The following is a 13,404-nucleotide window of genomic DNA, read 5'->3' as shown; positions in this document are numbered from 1 at the left end:
GATGCTTTATTCTTTTGCTAAGGCAATTTTTTTATTTATTTTTAAATACCTGTGTAGATGGCAGGTTGAAGGTGTAGAAAACATTCCCCAAAAAGGCCCGGTAGTTTTAATCGCAAACCATACGAGTTATTGGGATCCTATAGCCCTCGGCGTTGTTTCATCAAGGCGTGTGTCATTTATGGCAAAGGCTGAACTTTTTAAGATACCTGTATTATCTCAAATTGTTAAAGGTTTAGGGGCATTTCCGGTTGATAGGCAAAAATCCGATAGAGCAGCTCTTAGGGCGGCACTAGATATACTAGATAAGGGAGATGTCGTAGGAATGTTTCCCGAAGGAACTCGAATAAGGGATGAGGAGCTTGGAGAATTCAAGATGGGAGCCACGATGATAGCAGCTAAAGCTAATGCACCAATAATTCCTATAGCACTTATAAATACTCCCAAAATATTTTCAAAAGGTTTCTTTAGATCCTTTAAAGTAATTGTTCAAAAACCAATATATATAGAGAAAAATGAAGCCCAAAAGGTTACTTCGAAACAGCTAGAACAGATAACTAATGACATAAGACAGCAAATTTTATCTATTTTGCAGGAATTTAAAGATTTTTAACGAAACATTAATAATGTTTGATAAAATGCAGCAAAATAATAATGGATTTATTCACAGGAGTGTCACAATTAGTGAAAATAATTGTTGCCAAAGAAGCAGGTTTCTGCTTCGGTGTGAAAAGGGTAATCGAATTGGCTTACAACAATATAAATCATAATACATATTCGCTTGGACCCTTAATTCATAATCCTCAAGTTATAGCCGATTTAGAGAAAAATGGAATAAAAACCATTACTAATCTAAATGACCTGGAGAGTGGCAGTAACGTAATTATTAGGTCTCACGGAGTAGGCCCACAGGTTTTTGAACAGGCCAATGAATATTCATTAAATATTATTGATGGTACATGCCCTTTTGTTAAAAAAGCACAAAAATTGGCCCGCACTTTATGCGAGGATGGGTATAGGGTTATAGTTGTTGGAGATAAAAACCATCCAGAAGTTCAGGGAATAAAAGATTGGGCAGAAAATGTATATATAATAGCTAATCTTGATGAGGCAAAAGCCTTGCCAGAAATGAACAGGGTAGGAGTTTTAGCCCAAACAACCTTACCAGAGAAAACTTTTCGAGAAATTGTTAATTATCTTAAAGGTAGGATTGTTGATTTTAGAGTGCACAATACCATCTGCCGTGCTACACATTCTAGACAGCAGGCTGCTAAGCAGTTAGCTCCTAATGTAGATATGATGGTTGTGATAGGGGGATACAACAGCGCAAATACCGGAAAGCTTGTTGATTTATGCCGGGAAATAGGAACTCCTACAATTCATATAGAACAAGCTAGTGAATTACAACCTAGTATGTTTAATGAGGTTAAAACAGTAGGAGTGAGTGCAGGTGCTTCAACCCCAGATAGGATTATTGAGGAGGTAGTTTTGAAAATGGTTGAATTTAGTGATGAAAAGAACAACGAAGTCCAAGAAGAAACAGTAGCTGAAAATGTGGATGATACTTCAGTTGCTGTAAATGAAGAAACTGAGGTACAAAGTGTACCTGAAGAAGAACAAATTGTTACATCTGTATCCACTTTTCAAAAGGGTGACATAATTACAGGTACAGTTGTACAAATTGACGAGGAGCAAATCCTTGTTGATGTTGGTGGAAAATCTGAAGGCATAGTTCCAAAGGGTGAAATATCAGCAACTGGAGAGACCGTGGAATTAAAGCCTGGAGATGAAATAGAGGTATTTGTCATCAAGCCTGAAAATGAAGAAGGTCATCCCATATTATCAAAAAGGAGAGCTGACCGACGCAAGGCCTGGGAAAGTATTGAGGATGCCTTTGAAAAGAATATTGAATTAGAAGGTACTGCAGTTGAAGTGGTAAAGGGTGGCATCTTAGTAGATGTTGGTATTAGGGGTTTTGTACCGGCTTCTCTTGTTGAAAGAGGTTATGTAGAAAACCTAGAAGAATATATTGGAAAAACTCTTCGATTAAAAATCATTGAGCTAGAAAAAGGTAAAAATAAAGTAGTATTATCTCAAAAAGCAGTTCTTGATGAAGAATTTGAGCAAAAAAAGCAGGAAACTTGGGATGACATAGAAATAGGCCAAGTAAAAAAAGGTATTGTTAGAAGATTAACTGACTTTGGTGCCTTTATTGACATTGGAGGCGTTGATGGATTATTGCATGTATCTGAAATTTCCTGGGGAAGAGTTGACCATCCAAAAGATGTATTACAGGAAAATCAGGAAGTTGATGTGGTTGTATTAGGTGTTGATAAAAATACAGAAAAAGTTTCTTTAGGCTTAAAGCAACTACAAGAGAATCCATGGAAAACCGCATCTGATAAATATCCAGTAAATACAATAGTAAAGGGTAAAGTATTAAGGATAGCTCCATTTGGAGCTTTTGTAGAGGTTGAGCCAGGTGTAGAAGGATTGGTTCATATTTCTCAACTAGCTACTGATCATGTTGAAAAAACTGAGGATATCGTTTCAGTTGGTCAGATCGTTGAAGTAATGGTTCTTAGTGTGGATACGGAAGCGCAAAGAATGAGTTTAAGTATTAAAGATGCTCTGCCCAAAAAACCAAGTCCTCCAAAGAAAAAGGAAGATAAAAGAGAAGAATATGTTACTACCAATGATGGTGGGTTTACTATTGGAGACTTATATGGAGATTTGTTAAAAGGCAATGGAGAAAAAAAATAGACTAAAAAGAAAATTAGATCACATTGAAAACACCCTTAAGTTTCCTGATGGACCAAACTCACCAGGTTTTGAAGATATTTATCTGATACACCAAGCATTGCCTGGCATAGATTGGGATGAAATTGATACTAGCCAAAATCTGTGGGGAAAGACGTTGTCTTTCCCCTTGATTATTAATGCTATCACGGGTGGCCCAGTAGAAACAGAGGAACTAAATAAAAAGTTATCTTTATTGGCTGCTGAGTATTCTATAGGGATGGCTGTTGGGTCTCAGACAGCAGCTTTAGAATTATCTACATCTATACCAACCTTTAGAATAGCACGTAAAGTAAACCCCAATGGATTATTGCTAGCTAATGTGAGCGCTAACAGCCCTTACCATAAAGCCTTGGCAGCAGTTGATATGATCGAAGCTGATGCTTTACAACTTCATATTAACACAGCACAAGAAATCTTTATGGAGGAGGGAGACAGGCGTTTTTCCCAGTTGGAAGAGAATATTGCTGAAATTATTTTAAAATCCCCTGTTCCAATAATAGTTAAGGAAGTTGGTTTTGGGATTTCTAAAGAATGTGCACATAAGTTACACAGTATTGGAGTTAAATGGGTAGACGTAGGGGGTACTGGTGGCACGAACTTTATCAATATAGAATCTGCAAGAAGCGACAAATCAATTATCACATCCCTAGTATCATGGGGTATACCTACTGCAGCTAGCTTATTGGAAATCAAGAATGAAAATTTGCCAATCAAACTTATTGCATCAGGTGGGATAAGAAACGGATTAGATTTACTTAAGTCCATTGCTATGGGTGCTGTTTCTGGAGCTATAGCTGGTTCCTTTATAAAAGCAGCGGTAAAGCCAGGAACTGATGAAATCAATCAACTATTAACAGCAATAAAAAATGATTTTAGAAAGGGAATGCTCCTAAGTGGCTGTAAAAACATCTCTGAGCTAAGGAATATTCCGGTTATTATTAACGGCTTTATAAAAGAATGGATAGATACAAGGAGTAGCTGAAAGCGAGCTATTCCTTTTTTATTTTTATACATAAATAGACGTTTTATCGGAAACAAAGACATTATTCTTGTAATATCTTTTGTAATACTTAAAGGACTTTTGTAAAAATCTATTGAATATTATGACTGTAAATATTTTACTAACTAGTAAGATTTACGGCTATAATTACCATTATTTTATTTGATATATAATTGCTAAAAATCTAGTAATATATACTACTATGATTGTCGTTACGGAGAAAAACGGTATTTTTATTGAAAGGAGGGAACTTAGCTGCTGTTTAGAATAAAAAATAAAGGGAGGTAAATAAAATGCGTTTAGCTACCAAAATTCTAATCGGTCTAGTGGCAGGTATTATCGTGGGTTTATTTATGCAAGGTTCACAAGATATTGCAGTAAATTATATTAAGCCCTTTGGAGATTTATTTATTCGTTTAATTATGATGATTATTGTTCCTTTAGTATTTTCTTCTCTAATAGTGGGTGCCGCAAGTACAGGTGATGTCAAAAAATTGGGTAGAATGGGTGCAAAAACAATTGCCTTTTATTTAGCTACTACTGCATTTGCCGTTACCGTTGGTCTTATTTTAGCAAATATCTTTAAGCCGGGTAGTGGATTAACTTTACCAGTAGGTGCAGAGTATGTAGGACGTGAAGCTCCACCACTCATGGAAGTATTATTAAATATTGTACCAAGTAACCCAATTCAAGCCATGGCAAGTGGCTCTATGCTGCAAATCATTGTTTTTGCTCTTTTTATAGGAATTGCCATCTCATTAGTTGGTAAACAAGCAGAGCCCGTTAAAACCTTTTTCGAGGGATTTGCTGAAGTTATGTATAAAATTACTGGAATCGTAATGCAGGTTGCACCCTATGGTGTTTTTGCATTAATTATTCCAGTCGTTGCTGCAAATGGGCCTGCTGTACTTCTACCGCTTGGCAAAGTGATAGGGTTAATGTATGTAGGTGCAATCATTCATGCATTGATTGTTTATACATTAGTTATTAAAGGTTTCTCAAAGCTTACAATTCCTGGGTTTTATAAAGGCATACTCCCTGCACAGGTGATAGCTTTTTCTACATGTAGTAGTGGTGCAACCTTACCTGCCACAATAAAATGTACTGAGGAAAACCTTGGAGTTTCTAAAAGCACATCAAGCTTTACTCTACCTTTAGGCGCCACAATCAATATGGATGGAACTGCAATATACCTAGGTATATCGGCGCTTTTTGTTGCCAATGTATATGGTTTAGATTTGACTATAGGGCAGCAATTATCAGTAATATTAACAGGAACCTTAGGATCAATAGGTGCCGCAGGAGTTCCTGGAGCTGGGTTGATTATGCTTACAATGGTTCTAGCATCAGTTGGCTTGCCTATCGAAGCCATCGCCCTAATAGCGGGTATTGATAGAATACTTGATATGGCAAGAACTACATTAAACATTACAGGTGATGCTGCTGCTGCAGTCTTTGTTGATGCAACTGAACAGAAGTATGCACCAACAACAACTGAAACAGATCAATCAATTTCCACATAAGTTTAATGTAAATTTTTACTTGAGAGCGTAGATTTAAACCTCATCTAACCTAGGTTAGATGAGGTTTTTTGTATATTAGGCTACGTCAAAGGGAAATATAAACAAAGAAAATTATTACAGAAGGGAGTTATTTAAGTGGAAAGATATCCGATAGGAATGATACTTCTCATGATTGTAGCTGTTCTAATATACTTTGGATTAGCACAAAGGATATTAGATCGTATGAGGCTAACAGATAAAGCTGCTCTAGTGATTGTAGGTGCCATATTTCTTGGTAGTTTTATAGATATACCTATACCCTTAGCAAATATTGAAGGATCTATTAATGTAGGTGGTGCTATTGTACCAATTGGAGTTGCTATATATGTTTTATCTCGTGCAGGAACAAGAAAAGAAGTGATTCGTACACTAGTTGCCATAGCGGCAACTGCTGGAGCAGTTTACTTCTTTAACAGTTATGTCATGTCTGCTGACCCTTGGCAGACTGGAAGGGATATTATTGATCCCCTTTATATGTACCCAATAATTGCTGGAGGAATAGCTTATCTTGTTGGAAGATCTAGAAGGGCAGCATTCATCGCAGCAACCTTAGGGGTATTAATTCTAGATATAGTCAATTTTAGCCTTCTAGCTACTACTGGTGTACGAGGAACAGTTGCTATAGGTGGAGCTGGAGCCTTTGATGTAATCGTTATTTCCGGTCTATTTGCTGTTCTATTAGCTGAGGTTGTGGGCGAAACCTTAGAAAGAGTACAAGGAGGTCCACGCACAAAAGGAAGGGCAAAAGAACTAATTCAGGGTTTGCAGGACATAGAAGGCCCAGCACCAGCAAAGAAACCAACTGAAGAAACAATTGAAGAAAGTACTGATAAACAATTGGAAGATGAAGCAGTATTAGATCATAGAAGTATCGAGAATAGGAAAGAAAATGTTGACTCACTTGATATGGGAGGTGAAAAAAAAGATGAAAAATAGATTGTTTATATATCTTTTAGGTAGCTGTCTGCTTTTAGTAGTTAACTTTAGTGTATCTGGAGTACAGGCTAGTTTATTTGAAGAACTAGATTTTCATTCTAGTGCGCAAGAGCCGTACGAAATCTATAATGAAGAGGATGAATTACTATCTATTATGGCAAGGGTTATTCAGGTCGGTGATGAGTTAATAGCCTTTGACAATAAACACTACAGAGTAACTAAGGTAGAAGGTAGAAAGGCTATTGCTACTTATGATGGAAAGCATGACATAGAGCCTCTACAGTTATCCATGGTCTCAAGTATACCTGTTCAAGAGGAAGGAGATATTAATGACATAGTTATTGCCATCTATCATACTCATAGTGCAGAGTCCTATGTTCCTTCTGATGGTGCAGAAAGTATCCCTGGCGATGGTGGCATATTCGATGTAGGTGATGTTTTTGCTGAAGCTCTTGAAGGACAGAATTTTACTGTTATCCATGATGTAACTGCCCACGAACCTCACGATTCCCAGGCATATAATAGGTCAAGACGGACTGCTGTAGACATTTTAAGACAGGAGCCTTCTGTATTAATCGATGTTCATAGGGATGGAATACCTGACCCAGAGTATTATAGGGAGGAGATTGATGGAGAACTTGCTACCCAAATACGTTTAGTTGTTGGTAGACAAAACCAGAATATGGAGAGCAACCTGGAGTTTGCTAAGCATATTAAAGCAGCAGGAAATGAAGTACATCAAGGAATTGTTAGGGAGATATTCATAGCCCAGGGTAATTATAATCAAGATTTAGCCCCAAGGGCAGTCTTAATAGAAGTTGGAACTCACACAAATACTAAAGAAGAAGCTCAAGTTGGAGCAAAACTATTTGCCGAGATAATGCCCGCAGTAATGGGTGTTACACCCGGTGCTCCTTCAGCAGGTGGTCCACCAACACAGGGAAGTGATTGGAGTACAATTGGGTGGATACTAGCTTTAACCGTAATTGGAATAGTAGCATTTCTTGTAATAAGTACTGGTAGTTGGGAAGGTGCTCTGAATAAAGGCAAACAATTTGTTACTAAAGAATGGGCGAATTATATGGGTGGTATTAGAAGAAATCGACTAAAAGATAATGGCAAAGATGATAATAAGGAGTAAACTAATTAGAATGGGGGGATTGCCATGGAAGATTATGGTGTAATGGTGTTACTTTCTGTGGTTCTTGGTACAGCTGGAAGAATCTTTTTATTAAAAACGGACTACAGGCAGTATCCTGGTTATCCCCATGGTTATTTAACTCATATTTCACTAGGTTTTATAGCTGCTGCTTTAGGTGCAGTAGCTATTCCAGCCTTGGCGGAAAAAGAGTTTACTGCCGTCACCTTTCTAGCCTTAGCTGCCCAACAATTTAGAGAAATTAGAAATATGGAAAGAGATTCATTGCAAAAGCTAGAGGATGGAGATATTATTCTCCGGGGAAATGACTATATAGAAGGTATAGCTAGGGTTTTTGAAGCAAGAAATTATCTAGTAATGATAATTTCTTTTGGAACTAGTCTAGCAATTTTTTTTACTAACTGGATAGTTGGAGTAATTGTAGGTTTTGCTCTGATCTTTTTAGCAAGCAGGCTGATGCAGGGGCAGATGATTCAAGATATAGCAGAAGTTAAACAGGGCAAGCTATATTTTGATAATTCTCTTTTGATGATTGATGATATTGTAATCATGAACGTTGGTTTAAAATCATCTAAAGAAAAGATTTTAAAGGAAGGTCTAGGAATAGTTATTAAACCAAATGATGATAATGCAAGGGCCACACTTCACAACCCAGGTCAAAGACAAGCAATTATACATATTGCATCAACTATCATAGGTACTAAATCTGAAGTTGGTGAACAGGAATGGACACCCTTAGCTAGAAAAAATATTGATACTGGTGTTATCGGACTCTTTATTTTACCGAATGAACCTGATATAAAGGCATTAATTAAATCAGTTGAAACTTCACCAGTTTTAGAGAGCTCCAGAAGGAATATCCTTTCTACAGAGGCAGGAAAATATGCTTCTGATTGAAAGAAACCTGTCAGTATAACTATTATCATAAGAAGCGATATTTTTATTTTTAGGATGTCTGAAGTTGGATGGAAGGTGAATATGGATGGATTCAGGTGTTTTACTAGCAATTGTTACAACAAATCTAGATTTGGTAAAGGGTGGTGCTGCTCCGATATTTATAGCAAAGGATGAAGAGGAAATGGAAAAGCTTTCTTTGCTTATGAGTAGAATATTTAAAGCAATGGTTCATGATTTAGAAAATGGTGTTTATCTTTTATATAGACAATAAATAACGAAATTAGGTGAAAGCATGAAAATTGTTTATCATTGCTATGGGGGTTCCCATTCATCAGTTACAACTGCTGCAATACATCTAGGCTATCTACCTAATCACAGAAGACCTACATCTGAGGAGTTAATGGGATTGCCTTTTTTTGATAAACAGATAGACAAGGACCATGGGAAATTTAATTTGATGGGTAAAGATGAGATTGGCAATGAAGTTTACATATGTGGTTGTCGGAGCCTGGGTAGTAAAGTGGAAAAAACTTTACAAGGCGTTGCTAAGATAACAAATACACCAATAGATGACATGATTTTTATTGACACTTTAAATGGAGTAAATAATTTAATGCGTGTAGGTGGTTTTCTATCACGTAAACTTAAACTAGTATCCATGGGAAGACCTTTAGTCCTCGAGGGTACGATAAATTCTTTTAACAAATTTGTTGATATGGTAGGCGAGGTAAAAAAAAATATAGCCCAAAGATAACTGTTACTTGGAGGAAGATATGAAAATCATTTATTACTGCTCTACTGGTAGACATACATCTATATTTATGGCGCATTTACATTTAGGAAACATTTCTTTGAAAAAACACTATCAGGCTGAAGAGATAAATAAATTACAGTATTTTGATAAAATATCTACAAATGAAGAACCTTTACTAATTGGCATTGATAAAGATGCTAATGAAGTTTACACAATTGGAATTCCTAAGGAAAAAGAAATAATGGAGAAAATTATTTTAAATTTTTTGGAATTAAGGGGAAAGGAATCTTCGGCTATTAAAATGATTGATGCCGATACATGCAGCAATCCCTGGATTAAGCTAGGGATTTTTTTATCTATGAATACAAGGTTTAAATGGCTTGCTAACCAGCTTGTACTTAAAGGACTAGAAAATTATTCCTCATGCTTCTTGACTACTGCTCATAGTTAGCGGATAATTAGGGACGTGGGAATAGAGGTGGGATAATGAATAACAGTATATTTAAAGCTTTCATCAATCACGTTGAGCCCAATTCCATTGCAGAAGAAGTCGATATCAAGATGGGAGATAAACTTCTAAAAATTAATGGAACCCCATTAAGAGATATTCTTGATTATCATTTACTAGCAGAAAATGATTTTATAGAATTAGAAATTGAAAAGGAAAATGGGGAGCTCTGGGAAATAGATATTGAAAGGGATCCTCATGAACCTTTGGGGATTTCATTCAATGAAGAATGCTTTGATGGATTGAACAAATGCCTAAATAAATGTGTTTTTTGCTTTCTTAAGGGTTTGCCAAAGGGTATGAGAAAGACTCTTTATATAAAAGATGATGACTACAGACATTCTTTTTTGTATAGCAATTACATTACTCTAACAAATGTTTCTTGGGATGATCTTGCAAGGATAATTAAATACAAGCTTAGTCCTCTATATATTTCTGTACATACCACTAATCCTGAATTAAGAGAAAATATCTTGGGAAGTCGATTGGCTGGAGACATTTTTGAAAAATTAAAATACCTTGCTAAAAGTGATATTGAGATGCACACTCAGATTGTTTTATGTCCCGATTTAAATGATGGGGCAGAGTTGGATAAAAGTATAGAAGATTTATCTAGTCTATGGCCTTCCATTAAATCTCTTGCAATAGTCCCAGTTGGCTTAACTAAATATAATTATTTAGCCAATAAATATCTTAGACACTTTTCTATTGAAGAGAGTATTTTGGTGATGGATAAGATACATAAGTGGCAAAAGCTGTTTCTAGAAAAATTCAATTCACGGTTTGTATTTGCTGCCGATGAATTTTTCTTACGGGCTAATATAAATATTCCAAATGAAGCAGATTATGAAAATTATCCTCAATTAGAAAATGGAGTTGGCCTTGTTAGAAATTTTGTCAACGATTTTAAAGATTTTTTTAAGGAAAATCAATTTACTATTTTTGATCATAATAAAAAGTTTCTAATAGTTACTGGACAATCTGCATTTCCTATTATAAGTAGTCTGATTAAAGAGTTTTATAACCAAGATATAGTAACTGTTCATCAAATTGAAAATAGGTTTTTCGGAAATTCAATCACAGTTGCTGGCTTACTTACAGGAGGCGACATTATACAGGGTTTAAAAGAAGTAATCAAAGAAAATAGTATTTTACTAATTTCTGATGTTTTACTAAAAAGGGATGACAACATATTCTTAGACAATATGAATGTAAGTCAATTGGAGCAATCTCTTGACGTGAAAGTACAGATTATTGAAAACTCAGGATATGCTCTGGCAAATGCAATAACAGGAGGTGAATTAGATGTCAAAACCAGTAATAGCCATAGTTGGTAGGCCAAACGTTGGTAAATCAACTTTATTTAATAGAATAACTGGTGGTAGGGTAGCAATAGTAGATGATATGCCTGGTGTTACCAGAGACAGAATGTATAGAAATGGTACATGGCTTAGCAACCATTTCACGCTCATAGACACAGGTGGTCTAGAATTTGAAGATGAAATAAATACAATTAGTAAGAAGGTTAAATTGCAAGTAGAGACTGCTGTAGATGAGGCTGACTTAATAATTTTTGTTGTAGATGGTAAAATAGGGCTTTCTCCTGATGATTTAACCATTGCTACACTATTACGCAAATCAGGCAAACCAATAATTCTAGTTGTAAACAAGGTAGACGACTTCTCAAACTTTCAAGATTATGATTTTTATAAATTAGGGTTAGGGGAACCAATTGGTATTTCCGCTGAACATGGAAAAAATATAGGTGACTTGTTAGACCAAACTATGGCTGCACTTCCCCATTTATCTGAGGAAGAGTTTGATGAAGATATTGTTAAAGTAGCCGTTATAGGAAAGCCAAACGTTGGAAAATCTTCATTGATTAATAAGATATTAGGTGAAGATAGAGTTATAGTAAGCAATGTTCCTGGTACCACAAGGGACGCTATTGATACATATTTTGAACATGAAGACCAAAAATTCATTTTGATAGATACTGCAGGTATGAGAAAAAAGGGTAAAATTCACAATCCCACAGAGAGATATAGCGTTATACGCTCTTTAAGGGCTATTGACAGATCAGATGTGGCTTTAATCCTGATTGATTCTGTAGAAGGTGTTACTGAGCAAGATAAAAAAGTAGCTGGATATGTACATGAAGCTGGCAAAAGCTCTATCTTAGTTGTTAATAAATGGGATCTAATTGAAAAAGATACTAAGACCATGCATGAATTTGATCAAAAAATTCGTGCGGAGTTGGGTTTCATGCAGTATGCTCCTACAGCATACATATCCGCTCTTACTGGTCAAAGAGTTATGAAGTTATTTGAACTCATAAGATTTGTATCTGAACAGGCAAATTACCGAATACCAACACCTATCTTAAACGATTTTATAAGAGATATTGTAGCATTTACACCGCCACCTACTGACAAGGGAAATAGGTTGAAGATATTATATGTTACACAAATATCTGTCAAGCCTCCATCTTTTAGACTTTTTGTTAACGATCCTGAATTATTTCATTTCTCTTATAAAAGATATGTGGAAAACCAACTCAGGAAAACCTTTGGTTTTGAAGGCAATCCTATTCGCCTAGATATATCCAAAAGAAAAGAAACGTAAAGGGGGATACATTATAATGATTAATGTTGCAGTACTAGGATCTGGTAGTTGGGGAACAGCCCTTTCTTTAGTGCTTTCCGATAGCAAACATAATGTCACTCTATGGGGTAGAGAAGATGAAATTGCCAATATTTATAAAGATGACCGGGAAAATAAGGCTTATCTTCCGGGTGTAAAGCTTCCTAATACTATAAAATTTACTAGTGATATTGACAAAGCCTTGGCTAGGGCAGAGCTAATTGTTCTTTCTGTACCTTCGCAGGCAGTTAGAGAAGTCTGTTGCAACATACGACCTTACATTAAAGGAAATCCTGTTATTGTAAATACTGCAAAAGGTATAGAAATCAAAACACTTTCTAGATTATCACAGGTTATTAAGGAGGAACTTCCTTTACATAGTGATAATATTGCCGTCTTATCAGGGCCAAGTCATGCTGAAGAGGTAGGCTGTAGAATCCCCACGGCTATTGTATCAGCTTCTGAAAATAAAGGAATTGCTGAATATGTACAAGATGCTTTTATGACCCCTTATTTTAGGGTATATACTAATCCAGACATAATAGGAGTGGAAATGGCTGGTTCTTTAAAGAATGTTATTGCTGTAGCTACTGGTATTTCTGATGGTTTAGGCTTTGGAGATAATAGTAAAGCTGCTCTTATCACTAGAGGTCTTAGTGAAATTGCTAGATTGGGAAGTAAAATGGGTGGTGAACTTTTAACTTTTGCTGGTTTAAGTGGAGTAGGTGATCTGGTAGTTACCTGTACCAGTATGCATAGTCGTAATAGAAGAGCAGGAATACAACTTGGGCAAGGTAAGCCTTTAGAGCAAATTCTTAAGGACATGGGAATGGTTGTTGAAGGTATCAAAACTACTAAAGCTGCCTTTGACATGGCTAAGCTAAATCAGGTTGAAGTCCCTATTACTGAAGAGTTATACAAAATCTTGTTTGAGGGGCTTGACCCAAAACTGGGAGTGGCAAGCCTCATGGAGAGAAATAAGACCCACGAGGTTGAAGAAATAGTTTTAAACCGAAAAGATTGGTAAAGAAAAAAAGTATGGCATTTAGCTGTACTTTTTTTCTATGTGCAGGCATATTCTGTAATAATCGTCCAACCATCTCATATACATATATTGGTGAAAGAGTTTAATACTCTTTAAGGTTG

General features: G+C 36.0%; 12 protein-coding genes and 1 pseudogene. All 13 read left to right on the top strand.

Annotated features, from left to right (window positions below; genetic code table 11):
* The first annotated feature begins 1 nt into the window (after position 1).
* The 13 genes and pseudogenes from APF76_07490 to gpsA all read left to right on the top strand — a co-directional run bounded on the left by APF76_07490 (position 2) and on the right by gpsA (position 13,285).
* Positions 2-610 carry a hypothetical protein gene (locus tag APF76_07490; protein ID KUO50489.1) on the top strand — a complete coding sequence of 203 codons (609 nt, stop codon included), beginning with the start codon at positions 2-4 and terminating at the stop codon, positions 608-610.
* 71 nt (positions 611-681) lie between these two features.
* Complete coding sequence (locus APF76_07485; protein KUO50488.1) at positions 682-2,760, top strand: hypothetical protein; 2,079 nt, start codon at positions 682-684, stop codon at positions 2,758-2,760.
* On the top strand, positions 2,744-3,781 hold the full coding sequence (locus APF76_07480) for a hypothetical protein (protein ID KUO50487.1): 1,038 nt from the start codon (positions 2,744-2,746) through the stop codon (positions 3,779-3,781). The genes APF76_07485 and APF76_07480 overlap by 17 nt, the downstream gene beginning before the upstream one ends.
* Before the next feature lie 311 nt (positions 3,782-4,092).
* Positions 4,093-5,322: a sodium:dicarboxylate symporter gene (locus APF76_07475; protein ID KUO50486.1), complete on the top strand. Its 1,230-nt coding sequence runs from the start codon at positions 4,093-4,095 to the stop codon at positions 5,320-5,322.
* Positions 5,323-5,457: 135 nt separating this feature from the next.
* Positions 5,458-6,210: pseudogene (locus APF76_07470) on the top strand.
* Between the two features lie 76 nt (positions 6,211-6,286).
* A complete protein-coding gene (locus APF76_07465) occupies positions 6,287-7,438 on the top strand; it encodes a hypothetical protein (GenBank protein KUO50485.1) in 1,152 nt (383 codons plus the stop codon).
* A gap of 24 nt (positions 7,439-7,462) precedes the next feature.
* Positions 7,463-8,353 carry a hypothetical protein gene (locus APF76_07460; GenBank protein ID KUO50484.1) on the top strand — a complete coding sequence of 297 codons (891 nt, stop codon included), beginning with the start codon at positions 7,463-7,465 and terminating at the stop codon, positions 8,351-8,353.
* A gap of 85 nt (positions 8,354-8,438) precedes the next feature.
* The gene (locus APF76_07455) at positions 8,439-8,624 is read left to right on the top strand and encodes a hypothetical protein (protein ID KUO50483.1); all 186 of its coding nucleotides are present in this window, start codon (positions 8,439-8,441) and stop codon (positions 8,622-8,624) included.
* Positions 8,625-8,645: 21 nt separating this feature from the next.
* The gene (locus APF76_07450) at positions 8,646-9,107 is read left to right on the top strand and encodes a hypothetical protein (GenBank protein KUO50482.1); all 462 of its coding nucleotides are present in this window, start codon (positions 8,646-8,648) and stop codon (positions 9,105-9,107) included.
* A gap of 19 nt (positions 9,108-9,126) precedes the next feature.
* Positions 9,127-9,558 carry a hypothetical protein gene (locus tag APF76_07445; protein KUO50481.1) on the top strand — a complete coding sequence of 144 codons (432 nt, stop codon included), beginning with the start codon at positions 9,127-9,129 and terminating at the stop codon, positions 9,556-9,558.
* A gap of 35 nt (positions 9,559-9,593) precedes the next feature.
* Positions 9,594-10,952: a hypothetical protein gene (locus APF76_07440; GenBank protein ID KUO50480.1), complete on the top strand. Its 1,359-nt coding sequence runs from the start codon at positions 9,594-9,596 to the stop codon at positions 10,950-10,952.
* Complete coding sequence (locus tag APF76_07435) at positions 10,921-12,240, top strand: ribosome-associated GTPase EngA (GenBank protein KUO50479.1); 1,320 nt, start codon at positions 10,921-10,923, stop codon at positions 12,238-12,240. Before APF76_07440 ends, APF76_07435 begins: the two co-directional genes overlap by 32 nt.
* Before the next feature lie 16 nt (positions 12,241-12,256).
* Positions 12,257-13,285, top strand: coding sequence for a glycerol-3-phosphate dehydrogenase (gpsA, locus tag APF76_07430; protein KUO50478.1), 1,029 nt, complete (start codon positions 12,257-12,259; stop codon positions 13,283-13,285).
* Positions 13,286-13,404 lie beyond the last annotated feature (119 nt).

The sequence above is a fragment of the Desulfitibacter sp. BRH_c19 genome, assembly GCA_001515945.1.
In the GTDB taxonomy this organism is placed as follows: domain Bacteria; phylum Bacillota; class DSM-16504; order Desulfitibacterales; family Desulfitibacteraceae; genus Desulfitibacter.
This window is presented reverse-complemented; position numbering and strand designations above follow the sequence as displayed.

What these genes read in the sequence shown, in the direction of transcription:
- APF76_07490 (KUO50489.1), top strand. Translation starts at nt 2, where the DNA reads ATGCTTTATTCTTTTGCTAAGGCAATTTTTTTATTTATTTTTAAATAC.
- APF76_07480 (KUO50487.1), top strand. Translation starts at nt 2,744, where the DNA reads ATGGAGAAAAAAAATAGACTAAAAAGAAAATTAGATCACATTGAAAAC.
- APF76_07475 (KUO50486.1), top strand. Translation starts at nt 4,093, where the DNA reads ATGCGTTTAGCTACCAAAATTCTAATCGGTCTAGTGGCAGGTATTATC.
- APF76_07465 (KUO50485.1), top strand. Translation starts at nt 6,287, where the DNA reads ATGAAAAATAGATTGTTTATATATCTTTTAGGTAGCTGTCTGCTTTTA.
- APF76_07460 (KUO50484.1), top strand. Translation starts at nt 7,463, where the DNA reads ATGGAAGATTATGGTGTAATGGTGTTACTTTCTGTGGTTCTTGGTACA.
- APF76_07455 (KUO50483.1), top strand. Translation starts at nt 8,439, where the DNA reads ATGGATTCAGGTGTTTTACTAGCAATTGTTACAACAAATCTAGATTTG.
- APF76_07450 (KUO50482.1), top strand. Translation starts at nt 8,646, where the DNA reads ATGAAAATTGTTTATCATTGCTATGGGGGTTCCCATTCATCAGTTACA.
- APF76_07445 (KUO50481.1), top strand. Translation starts at nt 9,127, where the DNA reads ATGAAAATCATTTATTACTGCTCTACTGGTAGACATACATCTATATTT.
- APF76_07440 (KUO50480.1), top strand. Translation starts at nt 9,594, where the DNA reads ATGAATAACAGTATATTTAAAGCTTTCATCAATCACGTTGAGCCCAAT.
- APF76_07435 (KUO50479.1), top strand. Translation starts at nt 10,921, where the DNA reads ATGTCAAAACCAGTAATAGCCATAGTTGGTAGGCCAAACGTTGGTAAA.
- gpsA (KUO50478.1), top strand. Translation starts at nt 12,257, where the DNA reads ATGATTAATGTTGCAGTACTAGGATCTGGTAGTTGGGGAACAGCCCTT.